A 26846-nucleotide genomic window follows, 5' to 3' on the forward strand; every position below is an offset into this window, starting at 1 on the left:
TATTTTGGATGTGGTTTGCAGCTTTCTTAGGGATGGGATCTTCATTCTGTGAGTCATCTTTAGCTCAGCTATATAAAACCAAAAATGAAAAAGGTGAATATGTTGGTGGTCCAGCGTTCTATCTCGCTCAAGGCTTAAAAATGCCACGTTTAGGGGTATTATTCTCTATTTTCCTTGCTTTTACTTATGGTATTGCCTTTAATATGATGCAGGCTAACCAAATAGCAGGAACTTTTTATAGTACCTTTAATATGGATCCAACTCATGTAGGTTTAGCGGTAACCATTATCTCTGGCTTAGTGATCTTTGGTTCTTTAAAATTTGCTAATAAAATCTCAGGAATTTTAATTGCTATAGTTGCAGTAATGTATATAGTACTTGGGATTATGGTGTTAGTGGTAAACCACCAACAAATTCTTCCTGCTTTTGCTTTAATCTTTAATAGTGCTTTTAGTCTTGATGCCGGATTTGGTGCTTTAATTGGTGGAGCAGTAATGTACGGGATTAAGCGTGGTCTTTTCTCAAATGCAGCGGGTATGGGGGCTGATCCAAATATTGCGGCTTCGGCTGCGACACGTCACCCTGCAGAGCAAGGAATGACGCAAATGATTGGAGTATTTGTTGATACTTTTATTGTTTGTACCTTTACGGCATTAATTATTTTAACTACAGGTATTTGGACTGGTGAAAACTACGATAATGCAGCTTTAACTTCAGTTTCAATTACTCAAACTTTAGGAGATTGGAGTAAATATGCTTTTGCAGTACTAATTTTCTTTATTGCCTTTACTTCAATTATTAGTCAATTTATTTATGCCTTATCGGGATTAAAATACTTTACACAAAATAAATTTGCTATTTTTGCCTTTACCCTGTTTGTTTTAGTGTGTGTTTACTTAGGCTCAGTAGTTCATGCTGATGTGGTTTGGGATCTTTCAGACCTTTCAATGGGTGGTATGACGCTCTTAAACTTATTTGCTCTTGTAGTTTTATGGAAACAAATTCGTTTAATCGTAAATGACTATCAGCGTCAGCTCTTTAAAGATAAAAAACATCCTTGGTATGATATAGAGTTCAATTCTGACTTATATCCAGAACTACAAGATTCAATCTATCACACTTCAATTTGGTCACGTAAACTAGACGAAGAAGCTGATGATGGAATTCATAAAACTTCAGGATATAAAATCTTTGGTGAAAACGATACTGATAATCACCGCTAAAAAATAAAAAAAGCTTGTTGTATAATCAATCAGATATTAATAAGTTCTCGTAACTTTATAATATTCCGATTGGTTATAGAGCAAGTTTTTTTCTTTTATTTAAATATCATAATCATTTTATCCTTGGTGTTTATATTATTATTCTGGTTTAGCGGATGTATTGATACTTTAAATAAAGCTCTAAAAGCATAAATTTACTTTAACTTTAAAGTAGCTTGCTAAGTTTTTTGAATTTTGTTTAAGTTATTAATGCTTTTATTAGATAATACTCTAAGCATTATTATAGTTAACTATAACGAATACAATTTTTTTAGAAAAAGACTTAAAAAACTAAAAATACTGTGGTAAACTAATTAACAGATTTTGTATTTTAATACACATGGTTTTAATTATTTAGATGCTTGTTAAAAACAAGCAATTTTCTTTTAGATAATAATATTTTTTATAAAGTTCTAGAGTTTAAATTAAGGGAAAGTCAAAATTTTTAGAGCTTTAATATTCCTATTCTATTTTTAACAAGTTTAATTGTATTAAACTTTGGTTACTTATAATCGAGGGGTTATGGATTTTTTACTTAGTATTTATAAATGGCTTTCTGATGGTTTAAACTTTATTTTACCTATCTCTCTAGTTGTAGTAGGTTTTTTCTTCCTTTTTGTAACAAAAGGAGTACAATTTAGCTTATTTAAGGTAGGGATTAAAAATCTTCTATCAGGTGATGCAAATAAATCATTAGACGACACAAATATTTCACCAGTTCAAGCATTTATGACGGGATTAGCTTCTCGTGTGGGAATTGGTAATATTGCTGGGGTTGCTTCTGCAATTGTAATTGGTGGTCCTGGTGCGGTATTTTGGATGTGGTTTGCTGCTCTCTTAGGAATGGCTTCTGCATTTGCTGAGTCTTCATTAGCACAGCTATATAAGACAAAAAATGCTGAAGGTCAATTTGTGGGTGGTCCAGCGTTTTATATTGCTCAAGGCTTAAAATTACCAATTATTGGGGTTGTATTCTCTATTTGTTTAGCATTTACTTATGGTTTTGCATTTAACTCAATTCAAGCAAACCAAATTGCTAACACTTTACATGCAAACTTTGGCGTGGAAACTCACACTACTGGCATTATTGTTACTGCAATTACCGCAATTGTAATTTTTGGTAGTTTAAAAGCGGTATCAAAAGCTTCTTCTGGCATTGTGGTAGTAATGTCTGTGCTTTATATCTTAATTGGGATTGCAGTATTAGTTGTTAATTATCAAAATATTATTCCAGCATTTGAGTCTATTTTTGCAGGTGCATTTGATTTAACATCTGGGGTTGGTGCTTTATTCGGTCATGCGATTGCTTACGGAATTAAACGTGGTTTATTCTCAAATGAAGCTGGTATGGGGTCGGCACCAAATATTGCGGCTACGGCTTCAACCAAGCACCCTGCTGAACAAGGGTTAGTACAAATGATTGGAGTATGTTTTGATACTTTTATTATCTGTACTTTCTCGGCTCTAATTGTGTTAACCACAGGACTTTGGGATAAAAACTTATATGATAATGCAGCCTTAACTTCACAATCTGTAGTGGCATCGTTAGGCAGCTGGTCGAGTATTGCAATGTCGATTATTATCTTCCTCTTTGCTTTCTCGTCAATTATTGGTAACTTTGCGTACGCTTTATCGGGCTTAAAATATTTTACGCAAAATAAATTTGTGCGTTTTTCATTTACAATTGCTGTGTGTGCGGTAGTATACATAGGTAGTGTTTCTTCTCCAACTAGTGTATGGAATGCTGCTGACTTAGCGATGGCAGTAATGACTTTACTAAACTTAGTGGCAATTGTTTTCTTATGGAAACAAGTTAAATTAATTATTGATGACTATAAACGCCAATTACATAAAAAAGCTCAAAATGAAAATTATGAAATTGTCTTTAACTCAGATTTATATCCAGTGTTAAGAGACAAACTTTATCATCAATCTATTTGGTCTCGTAAATTAGATGAAGAGGCTGATGATGGCATTCATAAAACTTCAGGTTATAAGATTTTTGGCACTAACGATACGGAAAACCATCGTTAGTTGCAAACTAGTTGATTATTGATTTGAGTGACCTAGAGATAGGTCACTTTTTATATGGATAAATTTTTTAGAACTTAAATATCAATGAAATTTAAATCCGATTTAAAGTTGAGGAATCTTTTAAGAAGTATTAGTAATTTATTAGTTACTTAGAGTAATTGCTCTTACTAAGCTTTGGATCTGCTCATATAAAAATTAAAAATGCAAAAAACCTAAGAATGATTTTCTTAGGTTTTTTAAGTAAAATTATAGAGAATCACGCCAAGCTTTGAGACCAGCAACTTGAGATTCTTGTAAAAGATTATCTTTTAGAGCTTGTTCAATTAAATGATCATAACTTGTTAAAGTATAGAGAGGGCAATTTGCTTGAGCAAAAGCTTGATTTGCTTTTTCTAAGCCATAAGTAAAAATAGCTACAACACCAAGTACATTAACTCCAGCCTCACGTAATGCTTGCACTGCACCTAAAGAAGAAATACCAGTAGAAATTAAATCTTCGATTACAACAACATTTTGTTGTGGTAAAAGTAAGCCTTCAATTTGATTGGTTTTACCATGCTTTTTCTTACTATCACGAACATAAGTCATAGGTAAATCTAAAAGCTCACTTACCCAAGCTGCATGAGGAATCCCTGCAGTTGCCGTTCCTGCTAGTACTTGCACATTTGGAAAATGTTCTTTAATTAATTGAGCCATGCTTTGAGCAATTAATTTGCGTACTAGTGGATAACTCATAGTTAAACGGTTATCACAATAGATTGGTGAGCGAATTCCTGAAGTCCAAGTAAAGTAGTCTTCAGGCTGAGGACGGAGAGCTACTGCTTGAATGTTTAACAGGTTTTTAGCAATAAGTAGTTTTTGTGCGTATGACATAGGTTTCCTTAGCTTCTAGTTAAAGTTGTGACAAAATTCTTGGTAGGCTTGTACAGGATCTTGGCTTTGAGTAATAGGTCGACCAACCACTATATAGTTAGCTCCTAGTTCTCGCGCTAAAGCAGGGGTTGCTACTCTTTGTTGATCTCCTATGGCATCTTCTTGACGACGAATCCCTGGAGTTACGGCTAAGAACTCATCTCCACATAAATCATGGATAGTTTTTGCTTCATGCACTGAGCAAACCACGCCATCAAGTCCACTTTGTTTTGCCAGTAAGGCATATTTTTGTACACTTTGCTCGAGCGTAAGATTAATTCCTTGCTCAGTTTGCATTTGTTCTTGGCTAGTTGAGGTTAGCTGAGTAATAGCAATAATTTTAGTTTCAGGACTGTTACCATCAAGCATTCCTTGTTTTGCCATAGCGAGCATTTGACTTCCGCCAGCAGCATGTACGGTAAGCAGATCTACTTTAAACTGAGCTAGACCTTTACAAGCTCCATATACAGTGTTTGGAATATCGTGAAGTTTTAAATCTAAAAAAATCTTATGTCCTAAAGCTTTAATACGTGCGAGAATTTGCGGCCCATTTTGTAAGTAGAGTTCCATTCCTACTTTTACAAATAGTTTTTTTCCTTTAAATTTTTCGAGAAAATTCAAAGTTTGTTCCATACTCGCAAAATCGAGAGCAATAATTACTTCTTTCATTCTTAATTTCTCCAAGCACGATCTTTTAGTTCTAAAATATGATTGACTTTAAGTTCATCGAGAATAGTTTCGAGTTGCTCGATAATTTTAGGGCAAACATAAGGATCGGTAAAATTAGCTGTACCTACGGCAACCGCACTTGCCCCTGCGGAAATAAAGTCAATAACATCCCAAGCATCACTAACTCCGCCCATACCAATAATTGGAATTTTTACTGCTTGAGCCACTTGATAAACCATGCGAATGGCAATAGGTTTAATTGCTGGTCCTGATAGTCCACCGGTTTTATTCGCAATAATTGGTTGTCCAGTTTTTGGATCTAACCTCATCCCCACTAAAGTATTAATCATAGTAATCCCATCAGCTCCAGCCTCTTCTACTGCTTTTGCCATGGCTACGATATCAGTTACATTAGGAGAGAGTTTTACATATACTGGTACTTGAGAAACTGCTTTAACTCTACGTACGAGCTCGGCTGCCACTTGAGGATCTGTACCAAATTGAATCCCTCCATGTTTTACATTAGGACAAGAGATGTTTAACTCTAAAGCTTTAACATTTGGAGCTTGACTAATGTGTTGGGCAACATAGACATAGTCTTCAATTTCTGATCCAGCAACATTAGCAATAATTGGTACATCGTAAGCTTCTAAAGCGGGAAGTTTTTCCTCAAGAATAGCATGTACCCCAGGATTTTGTAAGCCAATGGCATTTAACATTCCTGCACTAGTTTCTGCAACACGAGGGGTAGGATTTCCAAATCTAGGTTCTTTAGTTGCAGCCTTAATCATAATAGCTCCTAATTTACTTAGATCGTAAAATTGAGCATATTCAAGACCAAAGGCAAAACAACCTGAAGCTGGCATAATTGGGTTTTTTAGTTCTAAACCTGGTAAATTTATTTTTAATCTTTCACTCATGATCTTTACCTAGAAGTTTATGCAAAAGTTAAATCTTTAGCATTAAAAACCGGACCGTCATAGCATACACGCTTTATTTCTCCTTGTTTATCTTTACAAACGCAAGCATAGCAAGCTCCTATGCCACAAGCCATACGTTCTTCAAGTGAAATATAGCCAGGACAAGTTAACTGTGAAGCTAAAGCTTTGAGCATGGCTAAAGGACCACAAGCAAAATAAGCATGATAGCCTGTAAGTTTTTCGGTAATTTGTGTTACAAATCCTTGGTGACCATAGCTTCCATCAGCTGTACAGATATAGGTAGGACCAAGAGCGTTAAATTCTTGTTCATAAAATACATCTGCTTGAGAATTAAAGCCTAACACATGGATAGTTTTAATCCCTTTAGCTTGAAAGCGTTTAGCAAGCTCATAGAGAGGAGGTACACCTATACCTCCTCCGACAATAAGAGCTGTTTGTCCTGGTGCGAGACATTCTAAATCATATCCTTGTCCTAAAGGTCCAAGAATATCAATTTCACTACCCGCACTAGTTTTAGCTAAAGCTTTAGTTCCTGCTCCCTGAGCTCGATAAATCATTACAAATTCATGCTCATCTTGGTTTATTTCACAAATTGAAATTGGACGACGTAAAACAAATTCATTCCCTGTACCTATACGAATATTTACAAACTGTCCTGGAGTTTGCATTTTTTCCACTAAGGTTGGACTATGCACTCGTAAACGATAAATGTCTTTTGCGATTAACTCTTGAGAAATGATAGTTGCATTCATAAATTATTACTCAATTGGGGTAATAGAAAAAGATCTTGATTCTAAAACTTTTAAAAGTGCATTTGCGGTATCAAGCGAAGTAAGAGCAATGATCCCTTGATCAGCGGCTGCTCGTAAAATCGCAAAAGCATCATCGGTAGCATTTTTATCAGCTGCTGAAGCATTGATAATCATATCCACTTTACCTTGGTAAATGCTATCAATTACCGAGTTTTCTTCTCCGATTTTTCCTACATAGGCTACCTGAAGTCCATTTTCTTTAAAGAAGTTAGCTGTACCTTCGGTAGCAAGGAGGTTATAACCTATAGAGGCAAAGCGACGAGCTAAAGTCAGAGCTTCATCTTTCTCTTGTTCACAAATGGTAAAGAGAACATTTCCTGTGTCTTGTAGTTTCATTCCCGCAGCTACTAACCCTTTGTATAGAGATTTTTCTAAGGTTTGATCAGTTCCCATTACCTCACCGGTAGATTTCATTTCAGGGCCAAGGCGAGTATCAACATCTTTTAATTTTTGGAAACTAAATACTGGAACTTTTGTATAAACACCTTGACGTGGAGTAATAATTCCAGTTTGATAACCTAAAGAAGCTAAACTTTGTCCCATAATCGCTTGCATTGCGAGTTTAGCCATAGGTACATGGGTAATTTTACTTAAGAAAGGTATGGTACGTGAAGCTCGAGGATTTACTTCTAACACATATACTTGACCTTGAGAAATCACATATTGAATGTTAATTAAACCTACAATATTTAGACCTTTAGCAAGAGCTATGGTATAGGTTTTAAGGGTTTCAATTTGCTCTGCCGTGAGGTTTTGTGGTGGGTATACGGCAATTGAATCTCCCGAGTGTACTCCAGCACGTTCGATATGTTCCATAATTCCTGGAATTACCACCGTTTGCCCATCACAAATAGCATCTACTTCTACTTCTTTACCTACAAGATAACGGTCAGTAAGTACCGGATGTTCAGGAGAGGCTTTTACGGCAGTTTGCATATAGTGTCTGAGTTCTTGTTCGTTGTAGACAATTTCCATTGCTCGTCCCCCAAGAACATATGAAGGTCTTACTAATACAGGATAGCCAATTTCTTGAGCATTTTTTACCGCTGTTTCAGTATCGTAAGCTGTTTTTCCTAAAGGTTGAGGAATATTTAACTTCGTTAATAGAGCTTCAAATTTATTGCGGTTTTCGGCATTGTCGATTTCTTCGAGAGAAGTTCCAAGAATTTTTACACCATGTTTAGCTAATTTATCAGCTAAATTGATTGCAGTTTGTCCACCAAACTGTACCACTACGCCTAGAGGTTGTTCCTGATTTACCACTGCCATTACATCTTCTTCAGTTAAAGGCTCAAAGTAGAGTTTATCTGAAATTGAGAAGTCGGTAGATACAGTTTCAGGGTTATTGTTAATAATAATCGCTTCATAACCTGCTTGACGGATAGCTAAAACTGCATGTACGGTTGCATAGTCAAATTCTACCCCTTGACCGATACGAATTGGACCAGAACCTAGAACAAGAATTTTTTCTTTTTCGGTACGTACAGATTCATTTTCAAATTCGTAAGTAGAGTAGAAATAAGGAGTGCTTGAAGCAAATTCACTTGCACAAGTATCAACCATTTTATATACCGGAATGATCTTGTGTTCTTGGCGTAGTTGATAAATTTGCTCAGGGGTAGTTTGCCAACGGTGAGCAATTACCTTATCCGAAAAGCCATAACGCTTAGCGTAAGCGAGAAGTTCAAGATTACCAACATTTGCTTTGAGTTCGTGCTCAAGGTCAATAATATGTTGCATTTTATTTAAAAAGAACATATCAATTTTGGTAAGTTCATGGATTTGGCTTGGGGTAACGCTACGTCTTAAAGCCTCGCCAATAAAGAATAGACGCTCATCTCCAGCTTTTTTAATGCGCTTGAGAATATACTCAAGTTCAAATTCTTCACCATTTGGTAAGCCGAGATGATGTACGCCATATTCTAAAGAGCGTATAGCTTTTAAGAGGCTTTCTTCATAAGTACGCCCTATTGCCATTACCTCACCTGTAGCCTTCATTTGTGTACCTAGAAAACGATCAGCATGTTCAAACTTATCAAAAGGAAAACGAGGAATCTTGGTAACTACATAGTCAAGACTAGGTTCAAAACATGCTTTTGTAGTTTGGGTTACAGGATTAGTGATTTCATCTAAAGTTAAACCTACGGCAATTTTAGCTGCAATTTTGGCAATAGGGTAACCGGTTGCTTTAGAAGCAAGAGCTGAAGAACGACTTACACGAGGGTTTACTTCAATAATATAGTATTTAAAAGAGTGAGGATCGAGAGCTAATTGTACATTACAACCTCCCTCAATTTTTAAAGCACGAATAATTTTTAAAGAAACATCGCGTAAGAGTTGATATTCTTTATCTGTAAGAGTTTGTGAGGGAGCAACAACTATAGAGTCTCCGGTATGAATCCCTACAGGATCTATATTCTCCATGTTACAAACTACGATCGCCGTATCATTAGCATCTCGCATTACTTCATATTCAATCTCCTTAAAGCCTGCAATCGACTTTTCAAGTAAACATTGAGTAACTGGAGAATAGTGTAGACCGGCACTAACAATTTGTTCTAAATCTTTAGCGTTATAACAAATTCCGCCTCCTGTACCTCCCATAGTAAACGCTGGACGGACAATTACCGGATAACCAATTTGTTCAACAAAGGCATAAGCTTGTTCAAGATTATGAATAATGGTAGATTCAGGTACAGGTTCATTGATTTCAAGCATGAGATTACGGAAAAGCTCACGATCTTCTGCTTGTTTAATTGATTCTAATTTTGTTCCTAGGAGTTGGACTTGATATTGCTCGAGGATTCCTGCTTCATGGAGTTGTACTGCCATGTTCAGTCCTACTTGTCCACCTAAGGTTGGTAAAAGAGCATCAGGTCTTTCTTTACGAATAATTTTACTTAAGAACTCTAAAGTTAAAGGCTCAATATAAACCTTATCCGCAATTTCCTGATCGGTCATAATCGTTGCTGGATTAGAGTTAACGAGAATAACCTTATATCCTTCTTCTTTTAAAGATAAGCAAGCTTGGGTTCCTGCATAATCAAATTCAGCTGCTTGCCCAATAATAATTGGACCTGAACCTATAACCAAAATGGTTTTTATATCTTGACGTTTTGGCATTATCTTATCCCTTAGTTATGTTGCTTGTTCTTAGTTACAAATTCAGCCATATTTTGCATAAATTGATCAAAAAGATAATTTGCATCATGTGGACCTGGAGCTGCTTCTGGATGGTATTGCACCGAGAAGGTTAAATATTTTTTATGTCTCACCCCTTCACAAGTATGATCATTTAAGGAAATATGAGTTAGTTCAAGATCTGTGTTACTTAAGGAGTCAATATCTACAGCATAACCATGGTTTTGTGAGGTAATGCTAACTTTATTAGTGAGCAGATTTTTAACGGGATGGTTAGCTCCACGATGCCCAAATTTTAATTTATAGGTTTTAGCTCCAGCGGCTAAGCTAATTAGCTGATGTCCCATACAAATTCCAAAAATCGGCACAAGAGGAATGAGAGCCTTAATTGTTTCTATAGTTTGAGGCACACTAGTAGGATCTCCTGGACCATTAGTGAGCATAATTCCATCTGGATTTTGGCGTAAAACTTCTTCAGCACTTACTGAAAATGGCATGACTACAACATCACAGCCACGAGCCGTTAACTCTCTTAAGATTCCAGATTTCATCCCGAGATCTATAAGCACCACTCTAAAGCCACGTCCGGCTACAGGGTAAGCACTTTTAGTTGATACTTGAGCAATTTGATCTTCAGCTAAAGGGGTATTTTGCATTTGAGCCACTAACTCTGCTGGATCTTGATCTAAGTTAGCAATTACCCCTTTTATTGTCCCAAAAGAACGAATTTTGCGGGTTAAAGCTCGAGTATCTATACCAGCAATACCTGGAATATTTAATTCGCTTAAGATTTGATCTAAGGTTTTATCACTACGAAAATTTGACGGCTGTTGACATAGTTCGCGTACGACCATACCTTTAATTGAAGGGGTAATGGTTTCATAATCATCACGATTAATTCCATAATTTCCAATTAAAGGATAAGTAAAAGTAATAATTTGTCCATTGTATGAAGGATCAGAAAGAGTCTCTTGATAACCGGTAATTCCAGTATTAAAAACTACTTCTCCCATAACTTGAGTGTTAGCTCCAAAAGCGTAGCCTTTAAAAACCGTTCCATCTGCAAGTACGAGTTGACGATTAAATTTATACATTTTTGCCTCAAATTTTATAAAACTGTCGTTGGATCTTGATAAGCAACTTTACCATTAGCTATAGTTAATACCGGAAGAGCGGTGATCTTTTCTCCTCGATAAGGAGTATTTCTTCCTTTAGAAAGAAACTCTTCAGGAGTAATTTCCCAAGATTTTTCAAGATCTATTACTACGAGATCAGCTGGAGAGCCTACTTTGATTTCGCCATATGGTAGGTTAAAGGTTTTAGCGACTTTAGTAGACATAGCTTGGAGAAGAAACTCTAAAGAGATAATCCCCGGTTGCACAAAGTGCGTATATAGCTGAGCAAAAGCAGTTTCACTTCCGACAATGCCAAAAGCAGCTTTGGTCATAGTTAGATCTTTTTCTTCTTGGGCATGAGGAGCATGGTCTGTAGCAATAATATCTATAGTTCCGTCAAGCAGACCTTCGATAAGTGCCTGTTGATCTTCACGTGCTCTTAGTGGTGGATTCATTTTCCACATTCCATTATCTTCTGGAATATCAAACTCATTACTAATTAGGTGATGGGGACAAACTTCACAGGTTACTTTTATTCCAGCTTTTTTAGCTTCACGAACCACACGTACCGATTCTTTAGTTGAGAGATGACATACATGATAATGACAACCTGTAGCTTCAGCTAAGAGAACATCACGAGCAATTTGTACTGATTCACAAACCGAAGGAATCCCAGGTAAACCTAATTCTTTAGCTCTTTGTCCACAGTGCATGCAGCCCCCGAGGATTAAACTATTTTCTTCACAATGAGCAACTATAGGTTTATTGAGCTGAGCTGCAATTTTCATTGATTGATACATCATATTGGCATCTTGAACGCCACGTCCATCGTCAGAAAAAGCAAAAACGTGAGGAGCGAGGGCTTCAAAGTCTGCATAATCTTTACCGAGTTCACCTTTGGTAATTGCGCCATAAGGAAGAGCACGAATAACTGAGTCTTGAGCGATAATATCTAGTTGGAGTTGGAGATTTTCTAAGGTATCAGGCACAGGATTTAAGTTAGGCATAGGCATAGCCGTAGTAAAACCACCACGAGCAGCTGCTCGTGAAGCCTGAGCAATGGTTTCTTTATAACTAAATCCTGGTTCGCGCCAATGTACATGAACATCTATAAAGCCTGGAGCTACTATTTTTCCTTGGAGCTGGTAAACTTTAGTATTTGCAGGTACTTCGAGGTTATTTCCTATAGCTTCGATTTTATCTTGATTAATTAAAATATCGACAAAAGCAAATTGGTCACCTAAAAGAACCTTGCCTCCTTGTAATAAACTTAGCATAGTTGTCTCCTCAACTTATAGTTTGTTCTCGTTAATAATTAATGATAGGATTGCTTGGCGCATAAACATGCCATTACGCATTTGCGGAAAAATTCTTGATTTTGGAGCTTCAACGAGATCTGTGTCTATTTCTACCCCACGATTAACAGGTGCGGGATGTAATATAATCGCTTGCTCTTTAAGGCGTGCATAACGCTCTTTAGTTAAACCGTATTGTTGGTGATAGCTTTGGGCTGCAAAGCTTAATCCTTGTTCATGGCGTTCATGTTGTACTCTGAGCATCATACAAACATCTACTTGCTCAATAATTTGATCAAAGTCGACACTTGCCCCAAGGGTTGGATCAGTATATTCAGGAGGGCAAACAAAAGATACTTGAGCTCCTAAACGGGTTAAGGCATAGTAATTAGAGCGAGCCACGCGCGAGTTCTTAATATCTCCGACAATCGCCACTTTTAAGTTTGTAAAAGTTTTAAATTGCTCGTAAATGGTCATGAGATCTAATAAACATTGAGAAGGATGTTCTCCTGAGCCATCACCACCAGAGACAATAGGAATATTTAAACCTTGGAGTTGTTGGTAGTAAGCATTTTCACCATGACGAATAACCAGCAGATTACAACCGAGCATTTCTAAAGTTTTGCAAGTGTCGTAAAGAGATTCACCTTTATTAACTGAAGAAGTGCTAGTTTCAAAGTTGATAATATTTAGTTTTAAATGTTTTTCTGCGATCTCAAAACTATGTTTGGTACGAGTTGAGTTTTCAAAAAATAAGTTAGCAACGTACAAATCTTCACGTTCTTGAATTCTATCTGTTCCAGCTTTTAAAGCTAGAGCTTGCTTAATTAGAGCAAAAATTTGTTCATCAGTTAAGTCTGACATTTGTACGAGGTTAAACATGAATTTTCCTTATTTTTAGCTACAAAAAAGCACCTTGCAAATTTTGCAAGGTGCGATAAATTATTTATCAACTTTTACTTAATCTAAGTTTAGGAGGCGTCAGCCCTCTAAGCTTATAAAAAACTTATTTGTAGTGACAAGCCAAAGTAGAGATCTACTTTAGCTGAGGGTATAAGTTTATCTATTAAGTTTGTTCCTTGCTGGCCTCTCTGGACCAATTTAAAAGAATACTCTTTTAGATAATAGTGATTTTGTCTTCTCCATCTACTTCTTCGAGATGAAGATTGATAATTTCTTTATGTGAGGTAGGAATATTTTTTCCTACAAAATCCGCTCGTATAGGTAATTCGCGATGTCCACGATCTACCATCACCGCTAATCTTATAGCATCAGGACGTCCCGCATCCATGATTGCATCCATAGCTGAGCGAATGGTTCTCCCTGTATAGAGAACATCATCAACAATAATTACGGTTTTATGATTTAAATCAAGAGTAAACACTTTTTCTTGTTTAGCTTCTTGATGTTTACGATCTATATCGTCACGATAAGGAGTGATATCTAAACCTTCAAGAGGTACTTTTACTCCTTCAAATTTAAGAATTAAATCTTGTAAGCGATGAGCTAAGAACTCTCCTCTACGTTTGATTCCCACTAAAACTAATTGCTCAAGGTTAGGTACTTTTTCGAGAATTTCGTGAGCAATTCTTGTGAGCATACGTTTAATGTCTTGAGGATTGTGTAAAATTCTTTCGGACATAAGATGTTTTTATATTATTTTTCGGGTATTAATTATAGCATAGCTATAATAGATCTTGAAAATTATTTTGGATGGTGTTATTTAAGTTATTGAATATTATAAAGATTTAGAGGAGCGAACTCCTCTAAACTAAACTTTTAAGCATTAATCATAATGCGACTAATACGTCCTTCTTTTTCTTCTTCAGGACGAATGGTCATAACTTCTACCCCACCTGGGATAATTACTAATTGATGTTCAAATTGTGCAGAGTCTTTTTTATCACGTGTTACTGCAGTCCAACCATCTTTTAAAGTACGATCACGGTAGTCACCTGCATTAATCATAGGTTCAATGGTAAATACCATGCCCTCTTCCATTTCCACATCCCAATTATTAGGGTAATGAAGCACTTCAGGAGCTTGATGGAATTCATCTCCTATACCATGTCCAATATAAGAGCGAACAATAGAAAAGCTATGCGGAGCGACAACTTTATGAATTGCATCTCCAATTTCATTAAATTTTGCTCCTGGTTTACATACGCGAATGGCTGCATAGAGAGCTTCTTGCGTCACATCAACTAACTCTTGTGAACGTGGATTAGTAGAGCCTCCTACGACATACATTTTTGAGTTGTCACCGTAAAAACCATCTTTAATTACGGTTAAATCTATGTTAATAATATCCCCATCACGAAGAATTTGTTTTTCGTTTGGGATTCCATGACAAATTACTTCATTAACTGAAGTACAGATTGATTTTGGAAACCCGTGGTAGTTAAGACAAGCTGGAATTACTTTTTGTTCATTAACCATGTAATCGTGAGCTAGTTTATCTAATTCTAAAGTAGATACTCCTGCTTTTACATAAGGTTCTAAGTAATCAAGAGCTTGAGCTGCTAATTTACAAGCTTCACGAATTTTATCAATTTCTTCGGGAGTGTAAATAACAATACCATCTTTTCTTTTTGTACTCATTGTTTATCCCATTAAATTATTGTTGTTGCTTGAGAAAAGTTATTACTAATTGCTCATATTCGCGAATGAGATTTAGAGCTTGCGTAAAATCTTGGTGCGTTTGCTCACGCCAACTATATTCAAAGAAATAACTAAAGCCTTCAATATTGGCAAAGATTTCATATTGTTGTTGGCTCAGAGCTAAAATCGCATAATCAATATAAATATGATTTAACCATTGTTCAGGAGTCATTTGATCCATACCAAAAGGTTCTTTGTATTGACGCTGAGCAATGGTTAATTCGCTAGTATTAAATTGTTCAGACTGGTTTAAAAAGTTTTTGGTTTGGGTTAAATGATCAATTATTTGTTGTTTTAAGTTTGAATGCATAATTATTTTAACCAAGTATGAATATAAGCTAAAGCTTCAACCAATTGATCTGCAGTAATATTTGCAAATTTTGGAGTGCCAGCAAAAGCACTACGTAATTGATTTACTGTGGTTTTATCTGCAAAATCAGGATAGATACTTTTTACTTCTTTGAGACGAGCAATAATATCAGGAGTTATCGTTGATAATTGTAAACTCTCAATTCCTTTGTCTTCAGCTTGTAATTTTTGTAAAGCTTCAACCATTACACTCATAAAAGTATCTAGTTGCATTAAGTAGATATCTAATTGTTTTGCCAATAGATTTCTTTGTTCTAGAGTTTTGTCTTCTAGCAATTTTTCAAAGTATTTTACTTCTAGCATTAAAGACTGTTCTGTAAAATTAGTAAAACTATTAAGATTGAAAATTTGCGTAAAGTAATCACAAAAACCTTGGAGCTTAGCATCACTAATGTTTTTATTTAGTTTAATTGCTGCTAAAGCAGGGGCGATAAAACAGTGTTCAATGTTATTACGGTAGTAATTAAATTCAGGTAAAGCTTGTTTTTTGATTACCAGTTGTTCTGGGGTGATTTTTTCAACATTGTCATTACATACCTTAACTACTCCTGCAATAATTTGTTCACTTGGAGTTTGACAAACAGCATAGCCAGGATTAAATTGGAGATTATGTTTTAAAATATGTTGTAAAAACTCAATATCTTGTTTTAATTGAGTTAAGTTAAGCTTAGCATCACTATTAAAAATGGCAGCTGAAAACAGAGCTTTATCAGAAATAGTTGCATTAGCATTTATTGATACTGCAATATCACGAGCTAAAGCATTTGAGGTTTGCTCAAAACCAGCTTTATTAAAATTATCCTTACTTAAATCTTCTTGCCAGCTAGGCCAGTATTGATTAAAGTAATTTTTTACCGAAAGCGGACGAGCAAAATTTACATGTACTTGTCCTTGGTATTTTAATTTAGATAAATTCTTTAAAACTAAGAGAGCACTTTCTTTATTTTTCTTTTTCCCTTGCAATTCTTGGACATAGGTTTTTGATTCAAAAACCTTGTCATAAGCAATGAAAATAGGTACATAAAACTGGTTTACGTCTTGGTTTTTGAGGTAACCGCTTAACATCATATTAAGCATCCCTGTTTTTGGAGTTAACAGGCGACCTGTACGCGAACGCCCACCTTCAATAAAGAATTCTGTATCCTTGGTATTTTTTATTAACTCTGCAAGATAAGTTTTAAAAATTATTGAGTATAAATAATTATTAAAGCTACGACGTAAGAAGAAAGCTCCGCCTCTACGGAAGATTTTACCTACTGGCCAGAAGTTAAGATTAATACCAGCGGCAATTAATGGAGTTTGCATAGCTCCATATTCATTCATAATATAGCTTAAGAGTAAGTAATCTATATGGGATCTATGTGTAGCAACATAGCTCAGAGCTACTTTGTCTTGAGTATAAAGAGTATCAAGAATATTATCTAAACCACGAATAGTAATCCCTGAATAAAAACGATTCCAGAGGCGTTTAAGTACATAGTCGTATTTTTTTAGAGTACTAAATCTTGGATCAGCAGCAATCTCTTCAATTAAGTTTTGTGCTACTTGTTGTTCTTTGGCAACCGCTTGAGTTTTAGTGACTACATCTTTTTTCTCTTTTTTACTTTTACTTATAGCCTCTTGCACTTGCTGTTGGGAAATTACTGCTTGCATAATTTCTTTTCGTGTCGCTTTAGGAATATTGCTATTACGACGAGCAAGGGTAGCTTGATATTGATAACGTAAATAAGCAGCTAAAGATTTACTCAAAAATGCTAAATCTTTATCAGCAAGGTCGGTTAAAAACTCAACTTGATTGATTTTTTCTGCCGTAGTTTGTACAAGATTAAGATCTTGACAATTAAAACGTGAAATTTCCGAAGAAAGCATTAAATTTGTCAGGTCACGTAAATTATATTGAGCATATAAAGTGAGGTAAGAGAATTTACGTAATTTTAAGAAACTCTTGAGATTTAGCCAAAGTTTACTTAAAGGATTAGCATTAATACTCAGGCTAGGCTTAGTAATAATATTGGTACCCCATTGTGGGTAGACCAAAACTAAAGTTAATTCTTCACCTAAATTATAAAGTTTACGGAGATTTTCTTCGAGTTGAGGATGGCTCGGATTAGACTCTGCAGTAATATAATCGCCCTGATTTAAAAATAAAACTGGAGCATGATTAAATTTATCATAATCATTATGAGTTAAAAGATCTAATTGCCAAGGGAGTTTATGCTTTTCAACCGTAGTAAACAAAGCTTCGAGAGCTAGTTTACTGTCATACGGCAAAACATAAACTACTTTATTTTGCTTTTGGTTAAGATGTGTTGTCACATCTTGATGAACTATATCGCGCAAGCGAGTAAGTTTAAAGAGAAATCGTGACATAAAAATAATAAATCTATCTTAAATAAAGATAAAGAAGCTAACAAGCCAAGAGATCTTGGCTTATTAACTTCCGTGAATAGTGTTATTTATGACGCATCGCTGGGAATAAAATAACGTCACGAATAGAAGGAGAATTTGAGAAAATCATAGCTAAACGGTCAATACCTAACCCTTCTCCAGAAGTTGGAGGTAAGCCTTGTTCTAAAGCTTCAACAAAGTCTTCATCGTAATCCATAGCTTCGTCATCACCAAGATCTTTAGCTTTGAGTTGATCTTGGAAACGTTGAGCTTGATCTTGAGCATCATTTAACTCTGAGTAAGCATTACCAATTTCACGACCGCCAATAAAGAACTCAAAACGATCGGTAAAGAATGGATTTTCATCATTTTTACGAGCTAAAGGAGAAACCTCTAGTGGGTAAGAATAGATGAAAGTTGGTTGGATTAAGTGTTCTTCAGCCACTGCTTCAAAGAGTTCTGAAATGCAACGACCATGACCCCATGATTTTTCGCGATCAATTCCACGTTCTTTTAATAAACGTTCACAAGTAGCTTCATCCATAATTTGCTCTTCAGTAATTTCTGGAGCATATTTACAGATGGCTTCAATCATAGTTAAACGTTCAAATGGACCTTTGAAATTAAATACATGTTCTCCATAAGGAACATCTGTAGTACCAAGAATATCTTTAGCTAGAGTTTCTAATAATTCTTCCGTAAGATTCATGTTATCAAAAACATTAGCATAAGCCCAGTACCATTCAATCATCGTAAACTCAGGGTTATGTCTTACAGATACCCCTTCATTACGGAAGTTACGGTTTAATTCAAATACTTTTTCAAAACCACCAACAACAAGACGTTTTAGATATAACTCTGGAGCAATACGTAAGTACATATCCATATCTAAAGCGTTATGGTGAGTAGTGAATGGACGAGCTGCTGCTCCTCCGACAATGGTATGAAGCATTGGAGTTTCAACTTCTAAAAAGCCACGTGCAGTTAAGAAGTTTCTAATTCCTGAAATTAATTTTGAACGAATTTCAAAAGTGCGACGACTTTCTTCATTCATAATTAAATCTAGGTATCTTTTACGATAACGAATTTCTTGGTCTTCTAAACCATGGAATTTATCTGGGAGAGGGCGTAGAGCTTTAGTTAAAATTTGGAAATAACTTGCTCTAATTGAAAGCTCACCTGTTTTTGTTTTAAAAACTTCACCTTCAATAGCAACTATATCCCCTAAATCGGTATAGTCTTTAAAATATTGATAAACTTCTTCACCTAAAAGGTCTTTTGCTAAATAAGCTTGAATACGACCTTTGCCATCTTGAATGCTAATAAATGCAGCCTTACCCATTAAACGCTTAAACATTACACGACCTGCAATTTTTGCATGGTGTGCTGCTTCTTTTAGCTCTTCGGCTTCAAGGTTATCAAACTTTTGGTGTAACTCACTTGAGTAGTGATCACGTTTAAAGGTATTTGGGAAAGCAACGCCACGTGTTCTTAATTCATCTAATTTTTTAGCACGAGCTTCGAATTCATTAGCAATATCGTTTTGCTGATCTAAGTTTTGATCTGACATAGGATTGGGAAATTCAGTTTAGTTAAAATATAATTAGTATCTCTTGTGGGATCTCCACGCAACTTCTTATTTTACCATAATTTATAAAAAATGGGTCTACTAGTTCACACCCATTTTTAGTTGCGCCTCGATAAATTTATCTAAATCACCGTTAAGCACGGCGGTTGGGTTAGATGATTCAACTCCCGTACGCATATCCTTTATGCGTGAGTCATCTAAAACATAAGAGCGAATCTGTGATCCCCAAGCATTTTCAGATTTATTTTCTTCCACGTTTTGTTGTTCTGCACGACGTTTATCCATCTCAATTTCATATAAGCGAGATTTTAACTGTTTCATACAGATTTCACGGTTTTGATGTTGAGAGCGAGATTGTTGGGATTGAACCACAATTCCTGTTGGAATATGAGTAATTCTTACTGCCGATTCGGTTTTATTAACGTGTTGTCCACCTGCACCTGAAGCACGGTATACATCCATTTTTAAATCTGCAGGATTTATATCTACTTCAAAGCTATCATCAATTTCAGGGTGGACATATACGGAAGCAAAAGAAGTATGACGCTTATTATTAGCATCAAATGGACTTTTACGTACTAAACGATGAACCCCAGTTTCAGTACGTAGGTAACCATAAGCATATTCTCCTTCAACATAAAGAGTACATTGCTTAGTTCCTGCTGTATCTCCTGGTAGACGATCGATTTCGGTTACTTTAAAATTATGACTTTCTGCCCACTTGGTATACATACGAATGAGCATATCTGCCCAATCTTGAGCTTCAGTACCTCCTGATCCCGCATTAAAGTCAATATAACAATTGGCTTTATCATGAGGATTGTTAAACATAACTTTAAATTCTAAATCTTCAATGCTAGTTTGCACTTGGAGGAGGTTTTGATATACCAATTCTTGGTCTTCACCTAGTTCGACAAAGAACTCTTTATTTTCTTCTACTTGTTGTTCTGTTTGTTCAAGCACATGCACTATAGCTTCGAGGCTAGATTTTTCTTTACCTAGTTCAAGAGCATTTTGCGGGTTATCCCAAACTTTAGGATCAGCAAGTAAAAGATTTACCTCTTCGAGGCGTTCTTTTTTGCTGTCGTAGGCAAAGTAGTTTTTAAGACTTGCTATACGTTCTAAAAGATTATCAGCTAAAACGATAATATTAATATTTTCAAGCATAATTATTTAGGGAGAGCAAAAAGGTTTTGAGCATTTTTGGTAGTTTGAGCTGCAAATTGTTCGGGAGTCATTCCATACATTGCACTCACATAATTTACAACATCACGAGTATAAGCGGGTTGGTTTTCTTTACCGCGATGAGGCACAGGAGCAAGATAAGGAGCATCGGTTTCGGTAAGAATACGTTCTACCGGAACTTGACGTAAAATCTCTCTTAATGACTCAGCATTTTTAAAGGTTGCAATACCACCTATGCCAATATGAAAACCTAGAGCTAAAGCTTTTTGGGCAAAAGCTAGATCTTCGGTAAAGCAATGAATAACCCCTTTTCTTACTCCAGACTCTTCAAGCATTTGGAGAGTTAAAGGAGCTATATCGCCTCGAGTATGAATAATCACCGGTAAATCTAATTGCTTAGCTAACTCTAGTTGTTGAGCAAAAATTTGTTTTTGGATTTCTAAATGTTCTTTGGTCCAATAAGAATCTAAGCCGATTTCTCCTACGGCAACGAGGCGAGGATTCTCTTGGAAATGTTTACGCATGCGTTCAAGATCTAGCTCTTCTTCATGAGCATGACTAGGGTGAATCCCAAGAGCAAAGAAAATTTGCTCAAATTTTAAATACTCTTCTTTGATTTGTTCGTACTCTTTTTGTAAACATGAAACATGAATAATTTGTTTTACATTTTTCGCACAAGCTTTTGCAATTACATCAGCAATGTCTTGGTGTTCTTTTTCATAATTAAGATAGTTGAGATGACAGTGCGTATCTATAATATGCATTTTTTATTTTCCTTATCAGATAGTTAGCTATTGATTTTGAGCTTTATTTTTTAGTTGCTCAATATAAAACTCCTCAGGATTGCTAATATTCATTAAACTATAGGTAAACAAGGCAATTAAAGAGCCTATTTTATACGCTATACCTTTTAATGAATTTTCTGAACCTAGTTGCGGAGCAAAATGAGTTAATTGCGTATGTAAAATTAGTAAGCGATCTACAAGATCGTAGAGTTTTTCTACATCATATGCTTCTTGTAAACTTTCTTTAAGGTAGTTAATTACCTTGATGGTCGCTGAGTTCTCATCAAATTTAAAAATTTGTGCTAAGGGATCATGCTCATCAGTTTCATTAAGTAAAAATACCTTACCTATGTAGGTAAGAAGCTGACTTAAAGACTCTAATTGCCAACTAAATACTTCAAGATCATTACAATTAAATGCCTCAACAAAATCTGCGACTTCTAAATTCTGCATTAAAGTTAGAAGTTTTTGGTTTAAGTTTAGATAGTTATGCATAAAATCTTTTTGATGCATTTTAAGCATTAAACTAGGCTGTTTAGGAGCAAGATATTTTAAATACGATCTTTCCGGTTGTGCTATTTCGTAGTAACTTAAAAACTCTTCGATTTGTTCAGGACTAGGTTCGGGAAGATTTAAGACCATACAACGAGAACGTATTGTCGGTAACACTGAATAGCCTGCAGGTAACCCTAATAAAAAGTGGGTGTGAGCAGGAGGCTCTTCTAAAGTTTTTAGAATCGCATTTGCGGAATAAGAATTAAACTTAGAGGCATTGTAAATAGTTACAACATTTTGAGCCGAGGTTACTGGTTCTAATTCAATGCGCTCAATCATGGTACGAATGCTATCAACCGAAATTAGTTTTTCAGGATCTCCTGCTTGTAAATCAAAAAGATCCCCATTAGATTTAAGATTATAAGCTTGACAGGCACGACATTGACCACAAGGCAGACGTTGCTCTGGTCGAGAGTTTTCGCGACAGAGGAGAAACTGACTAAAAAGATTAATTAAGGCCTCTTGCCCAATTTCTCCATTGTAAACCAAGATATAAGCATGGTGAGCTCTTTGAGCATGATAAGAATCAACTAAAAAATCATAGGTTTTTTGTAACCATGGAAAATTACTAAGCATAGGTTTAGAAATTAAGAGAAGCTAAAGCTTTAACAAAAAGCTCTGCTACAGTTTCTTTATTATGTTGGGTATCGAGGATTACTAAGTAACTATCATCCTTACGATAAATTTGCACCGCTTCCAACTCAGCTGCAGTTAGATATTCAGGAGTTTCAAGTTGTTTTGCTTCTTGGATAAAGTTTGCAAGATAAAGATTATACCCCTCTTCGATTTTTTGATAGAAGGCTTTGCCTTTAGCTTCCATATTATCTGCCGAACGTATAGCTGCCGATCTTTGTAATCCTAGTTCATAAGGAATTTTTGCATAAACGATAACATCAATTTTTTGTTGTTGATAAATTTGAGCAACCGTTTCTTTAAAGTAGTTAAGATCAATTTGGGCTGGATGGGCTTGATAAGCAAAAGAAGAAATATAACTACGATCTGAAAAAACAATTTTTTGTTCTTGCAATGCTGGAATTATTTTTTGATGTAATAATTCAGTACGCGAAGCCATAAAGAGAAAAAGTTCAGTTAAAGACTGAAGCTTAAATTCGCTATTTAATAACAAGTTACGAATACTTTCTCCAAAATCTGTAGAGCCTGGTTCACGCACACTAAAAGTATTGGTTAATTTACTTTCGAGCCATTCTTTAATGGTAGTTTTTCCTGAGCCATCTAGACCTTCGAGAACTATGTATTTGCCGAGATATTTTTCTTGAATTATCTGTAAAAGCTTGTCAATTTGAGGAAGGATATTATTTTTCATAGTTAAATTAAAACTATGAATAAAATAATATTTATCCATAGTTCGTAGCTAAAGTAAAACTATGAATAGGTAAGTGTCTATCCATAGTTGTACATTGTAATAAAAAAATAGCAATATAGTTAAAAGATGAGTAAGTTTAACTATGATTATTTACCATAGGTTTTACGATACTCTTGATTAAATTTTTGTACATTTTTTACATGTTCAGCATAAGTACTAGCAAAAGCATGTTTACTTTGTCCAAATACGGCCATAAAGTATAAGTAGTTGGTATTTGCTGGTTGAGCAGCTGCCATGAGGCTAGCTTTAGAAACCATGGCAATTGGCGTAGGAGGAAGACCATTGATAGTATAAGTATTATATGGCGTTGGCGTATTTAAATCATTACGAGTAATATTGCCTTTATACTTATCTCCCATACCGTAAATTACCGTAGGGTCGGCTTGTAATCTCATACCAATTTTTAAGCGGTTATTAAATACTGAAGAAATTAATGTCGCCTCTTGATCATTCCCTTTTTCTTTTTCAATAATTGAAGCAAGAATTAATAATTCATAAGGAGATTTTACTTGGCTGTACTGATTACGTGCTTTCCATGCTTCATGAAGATTTTTTTCAAGCTCTTGATAAGAAAGTTTAAGAGCTGAAGAAAGAGAAGCACGATAGTTAATAATAAAGGTATTTGGTGAAAAGTATCCTTCTAAAGAATTAAAGTTTTTATCACCATCTATAGCTTTAATGCCAAGTTTTTGAGCTATTTGTTGAGGCGTAAGATTTTGTAAATCATTATTTACACTGTTATCTAAGGTATTTAAATAAGAATCCCATTGTTGCCAAGTACGTCCAGGGATAAGACGAATGCTTACTGTAATTCCTTTACCTGAGTTAATAATTTCTAAGGCTTGATGTAAATTTCGTGCCTCTTTTAAATCATAGTAAGAAGTTTTTAAATTATTAAATTCTGGATGTAAGTAGATATAAAACTTTACTCTGAGGCTATTTTCATCTCCGATCAGGCGATTAATGACGCGAGTAAGATTATCTCCACGATAGACCTCAAAAGGGGTTGCATTGTTAATTAAACGAACTTTTCCTAAGTTAATAACATAGTTATAACCTGCATATAGGCATGCCAAGGCTAAAATTAGAAGAGAGAAAAGTCCAAAAATAATTTTTTTCATATTAACGAATGTTTAGTTTTTGTTTAAAAGTATAACAAGTAACAAGGTATAAAAGTAAAGTTACTACGCCTAAAACGAGATAGTATAGATACAGTGGAATTTCTAACGATCGTAAGTTGAGCATGCCAAATCTAAAACTATCAACAATGTAAGTTAAAGGGTTAAAGTAACCGAGTAATTGTAATCCTCGAGGAGCCTCGTTGAGGTCATAAAATATACCTGAAATATACATAAGGGGCGTAATAATAAAAGTCAGAGCAAAGGTTAATTGTTCCCAGCTATTTGAGAGGACGCCATTAATTAGACCTAAAAGGGTAAAGATGATTACTGTTAGGGCATAAATACTCAGCACTACACTCCAATGAGTTATAGGAGTAAAGCCGATAAGTGAAGAACAAAGTAAATAGATGCCAATGCTTACCAAAGTTACGCGAATAAAACTTGCTAAAATAACTCCAAACAAAATCGCATGAATATTTAGAGGAGCAACCTGAAAATCTCTTAAAGTATTCGAGTACTTATGTAACATAATAAAGTATGAACCTTCGTCATAACTAGTATTAATTATGTTCATAATTAAAAACCCGGCGAGAATATAGGTTGCATAAGAATAACCACTAAATTCTCCAAGAATAGAACCAAGAAGAATCCCAAAAACAATTAAGTAGAGAAAGGAGTTGATAATGGGATTAATGAGATTCTCAATCCATTCGCCGAGGTTTCTTGTAACTTCTTGAATAATGATTGCAACTATTGAGTGTAAGTTTATTTGCCGAGGCGTACGTAACTTACTCATTTCTAAATAGTTACTTTGTTTTAATTGTTCTAATTCTCTTAAATGATGTTGACTAAAATGAGAAAATAAATTCATAGAGAATACCAAAGTTTAAAAAATAAAAGCTTAGAGATCGCAATTATTCTTTGTGGTTATCTTCAAAACGCATAAAAATCCTTTCTAAACGATTTTGCGAATTGCGGAGAGATTGGATGGTAATCCCAAGAGAATCAAGATAGTTAAAGCATTTAGAGATACTTATCTCTTTTTTAATAATTAGGTCTAGGGTGGTATTATTATCTCTTAGATCAAACTTCACCCCTTCGAGCTTGAGTTCTTGTCCTTGATAGCCTTGAATATCTAAAGTATATTGTTCATCTTCTTCAGAGGTAATTAGTTCTTTCATGCTGGTATTAACTTTAATTTCCCCTTGCTTAATAATGGCAATATTTTTACAAAGATATTCAGCTTCTTCAAGGTAATGGGTAGTAAGAATAACGGTAATACCAAGGTTGTTAATTTCTTGGAGAAAATCCCACATTTCACGTCTTAAAGCAACGTCTACTCCCGCCGTAGGCTCATCCAAAATTAGTAATTTTGGATTGTGCATTAAGGCTTTAGCAATCATATAACGTCGTGCCATTCCTCCTGAGAGTTCACGGGTCGTGCTTTGAGCTTTATCGAGGAGATTCATTTTATCTAACCAGTATAAACCTCTAATCTTAGCTTCATGGTAAGGAATACCATAGTAACCACCTTGAACTATAAGTCCTTCTAAAAGATTAGAGTTGGTATCATAGATAATCTCTTGAGCAACTACTCCAAGATGATTTTTACATGAAACTAAGTCCTTGTCGAGATCAGCACCAAAGACTTTTACTGTTCCCGAAGTCTTGCCAATAATTGAGCTGACAATGTTAATAGTAGTTGACTTCCCTGCTCCATTATGACCTAATAAAGCAAAGAAATCTCCTTCTTCAATCTTTAAATTAATGTTTTTTAGAGCTTGAAAACCGTTATCGTAAACTTTAGTAAGGTTTTCTATTTCTAGTGCATATTTTGTCATGAAAATTCCGAAAAAAATTTTTAGTTTTAGATGTGATAATTTAAACTTGATTAAAACTTAGTTTAACATTATAACAAAATCGCAAAAGTTTTAGCAAAAACAATATAATAGAGAGTGCTTATCTCTTAATAGTTACGAGATGCATCATTAATCAGAGTAACTTTTTTATAACTAACCTAAGAAAAAAAGATGAGAAATTTTACAAGGTTTTTAAAGCTGACGGCAGTATTGACTACGGTGGTAACTTTAGTTGCTTGTAGTAATACCATGCCTGAATTAACCAATCAACCTGTAGAGATTACGCCAGGAACACAACATATAAGTTTTGCGCAAAATCAACAGGAATTAAAACGCATTCAAGCTCTAGATTTGCGAGGACAAGTAGGGATGATAACGGCAAAGGAGCGTTCATCAACCACCTTTACTTTTCAGTACTTAGTAAATAATGATTATATTATTAGTCTGAATATCCCTTATACTGCACGCGTAGCTAAATTACAGAAGGTAGGTGCAAGATATTATTATAGTGAAGATAATAATACCTATAGCTCTTCAAGTGCTCAAGAGTTTTCTAAAGCTTTATTTGGCTTTAGTGTGCCTTTAGAAGTGCTAAATAAAATTGTCCTAGGTATTCCTTTAGAAACTGGCGATAAATCTACGGCAGTTATTAGCGGTAATGTCATAGTTTCACAAGTGTATAATGGCGATACTTATATTACTTATGGAGATTTTAGATATTTAGATAATAAATATATAGTCCCTTATGCAATAAATATTCGTCGTGGTAC

The 26846-nt window shown here is 35.1% G+C and carries 23 protein-coding genes; 3 read left to right on the forward strand and 20 right to left on the reverse strand.

What is annotated here, in order from left to right:
* On the forward strand, positions 1–1223 hold a 1223-nt coding region (locus CKF59_RS00120; protein WP_147397086.1), incomplete at its 5' end, for an alanine/glycine:cation symporter family protein.
* Positions 1224–1784: 561 nt separating this feature from the next.
* Positions 1785–3296 (forward strand): alanine/glycine:cation symporter family protein, encoded by a 1512-nt coding sequence (locus CKF59_RS00125; RefSeq protein WP_119533956.1) that lies wholly within the window; start codon positions 1785–1787, stop codon positions 3294–3296.
* A gap of 246 nt (positions 3297–3542) precedes the next feature.
* On the opposite strand, the gene pyrE is transcribed toward CKF59_RS00125, so the two are convergent.
* The 20 genes from pyrE to CKF59_RS00225 all read right to left on the reverse strand — a co-directional run bounded on the left by pyrE (position 3543) and on the right by CKF59_RS00225 (position 26058).
* The gene (gene pyrE / locus CKF59_RS00130; protein ID WP_119533957.1) at positions 3543–4169 is read right to left on the reverse strand and encodes an orotate phosphoribosyltransferase; all 627 of its coding nucleotides are present in this window, start codon (positions 4167–4169) and stop codon (positions 3543–3545) included.
* Between the two features lie 15 nt (positions 4170–4184).
* Positions 4185–4877, reverse strand: coding sequence for an orotidine-5'-phosphate decarboxylase (pyrF, locus tag CKF59_RS00135; protein ID WP_119533958.1), 693 nt, complete (start codon positions 4875–4877; stop codon positions 4185–4187).
* 2 nt (positions 4878–4879) lie between these two features.
* On the reverse strand, positions 4880–5797 hold the full coding sequence (locus tag CKF59_RS00140) for a dihydroorotate dehydrogenase (protein WP_119533959.1): 918 nt from the start codon (positions 5795–5797) through the stop codon (positions 4880–4882).
* A gap of 17 nt (positions 5798–5814) precedes the next feature.
* Positions 5815–6570: a dihydroorotate dehydrogenase electron transfer subunit gene (locus CKF59_RS00145; RefSeq protein WP_119533960.1), complete on the reverse strand. Its 756-nt coding sequence runs from the start codon at positions 6568–6570 to the stop codon at positions 5815–5817.
* Between the two features lie 6 nt (positions 6571–6576).
* Positions 6577–9753, reverse strand: a complete 3177-nt coding sequence (carB, locus tag CKF59_RS00150) for a carbamoyl-phosphate synthase large subunit (RefSeq protein WP_119533961.1) — start codon at positions 9751–9753, stop codon at positions 6577–6579.
* Between the two features lie 11 nt (positions 9754–9764).
* On the reverse strand, positions 9765–10865 hold the full coding sequence (gene carA, locus CKF59_RS00155) for a glutamine-hydrolyzing carbamoyl-phosphate synthase small subunit (RefSeq protein ID WP_119533962.1): 1101 nt from the start codon (positions 10863–10865) through the stop codon (positions 9765–9767).
* A 14-nt stretch (positions 10866–10879) separates the two neighbouring features.
* A complete protein-coding gene (locus CKF59_RS00160) occupies positions 10880–12163 on the reverse strand; it encodes a dihydroorotase (protein ID WP_119533963.1) in 1284 nt (427 codons plus the stop codon).
* Between the two features lie 15 nt (positions 12164–12178).
* Positions 12179–13063 (reverse strand): aspartate carbamoyltransferase catalytic subunit, encoded by an 885-nt coding sequence (locus CKF59_RS00165; protein ID WP_119533964.1) that lies wholly within the window; start codon positions 13061–13063, stop codon positions 12179–12181.
* A 235-nt stretch (positions 13064–13298) separates the two neighbouring features.
* Positions 13299–13823 (reverse strand): bifunctional pyr operon transcriptional regulator/uracil phosphoribosyltransferase PyrR, encoded by a 525-nt coding sequence (pyrR, locus tag CKF59_RS00170; RefSeq protein ID WP_119533965.1) that lies wholly within the window; start codon positions 13821–13823, stop codon positions 13299–13301.
* Between the two features lie 137 nt (positions 13824–13960).
* Positions 13961–14782 carry a type I methionyl aminopeptidase gene (map, locus tag CKF59_RS00175; protein ID WP_119533966.1) on the reverse strand — a complete coding sequence of 274 codons (822 nt, stop codon included), beginning with the start codon at positions 14780–14782 and terminating at the stop codon, positions 13961–13963.
* 16 nt (positions 14783–14798) lie between these two features.
* A complete protein-coding gene (locus CKF59_RS00180; RefSeq protein WP_119533967.1) occupies positions 14799–15152 on the reverse strand; it encodes a YqcC family protein in 354 nt (117 codons plus the stop codon).
* Between the two features lie 2 nt (positions 15153–15154).
* The gene (locus tag CKF59_RS00185; protein ID WP_119533968.1) at positions 15155–17581 is read right to left on the reverse strand and encodes a 1-acyl-sn-glycerol-3-phosphate acyltransferase; all 2427 of its coding nucleotides are present in this window, start codon (positions 17579–17581) and stop codon (positions 15155–15157) included.
* Positions 17582–17663: 82 nt separating this feature from the next.
* Entirely contained in the window at positions 17664–19169 is a 1506-nt protein-coding gene (lysS, locus tag CKF59_RS00190) for a lysine--tRNA ligase (RefSeq protein ID WP_119533969.1), read from the reverse strand.
* 99 nt (positions 19170–19268) lie between these two features.
* The gene (gene prfB, locus CKF59_RS00195) at positions 19269–20354 is read right to left on the reverse strand and encodes a peptide chain release factor 2 (protein WP_119533970.1); all 1086 of its coding nucleotides are present in this window, start codon (positions 20352–20354) and stop codon (positions 19269–19271) included.
* 2 nt (positions 20355–20356) lie between these two features.
* Positions 20357–21136, reverse strand: coding sequence for a TatD family hydrolase (locus CKF59_RS00200; protein ID WP_119533971.1), 780 nt, complete (start codon positions 21134–21136; stop codon positions 20357–20359).
* Positions 21137–21163: 27 nt separating this feature from the next.
* A complete protein-coding gene (locus CKF59_RS00205; protein ID WP_119533972.1) occupies positions 21164–22288 on the reverse strand; it encodes a hypothetical protein in 1125 nt (374 codons plus the stop codon).
* A 4-nt stretch (positions 22289–22292) separates the two neighbouring features.
* Entirely contained in the window at positions 22293–23075 is a 783-nt protein-coding gene (tmk, locus tag CKF59_RS00210) for a dTMP kinase (RefSeq protein WP_119533973.1), read from the reverse strand.
* Positions 23076–23182: 107 nt separating this feature from the next.
* On the reverse strand, positions 23183–24217 hold the full coding sequence (gene mltG / locus CKF59_RS00215) for an endolytic transglycosylase MltG (RefSeq protein ID WP_119533974.1): 1035 nt from the start codon (positions 24215–24217) through the stop codon (positions 23183–23185).
* Between the two features lies 1 nt (position 24218).
* On the reverse strand, positions 24219–25088 hold the full coding sequence (locus tag CKF59_RS00220) for an ABC transporter permease (RefSeq protein WP_119533975.1): 870 nt from the start codon (positions 25086–25088) through the stop codon (positions 24219–24221).
* Between the two features lie 43 nt (positions 25089–25131).
* Positions 25132–26058, reverse strand: a complete 927-nt coding sequence (locus tag CKF59_RS00225) for an ABC transporter ATP-binding protein (protein WP_119533976.1) — start codon at positions 26056–26058, stop codon at positions 25132–25134.
* Between the two features lie 189 nt (positions 26059–26247).
* Between CKF59_RS00225 and lolB the strand changes: the two genes are divergently transcribed.
* A partial coding sequence (lolB, locus tag CKF59_RS00230; protein ID WP_119533977.1) for a lipoprotein insertase outer membrane protein LolB occupies positions 26248–26846 on the forward strand: 599 nt, incomplete at its 3' end.

Origin of the sequence: Psittacicella gerlachiana (genome assembly GCF_003585965.1) — a bacterium.
In the GTDB taxonomy this organism is placed as follows: domain Bacteria; phylum Pseudomonadota; class Gammaproteobacteria; order Enterobacterales; family Psittacicellaceae; genus Psittacicella; species Psittacicella gerlachiana.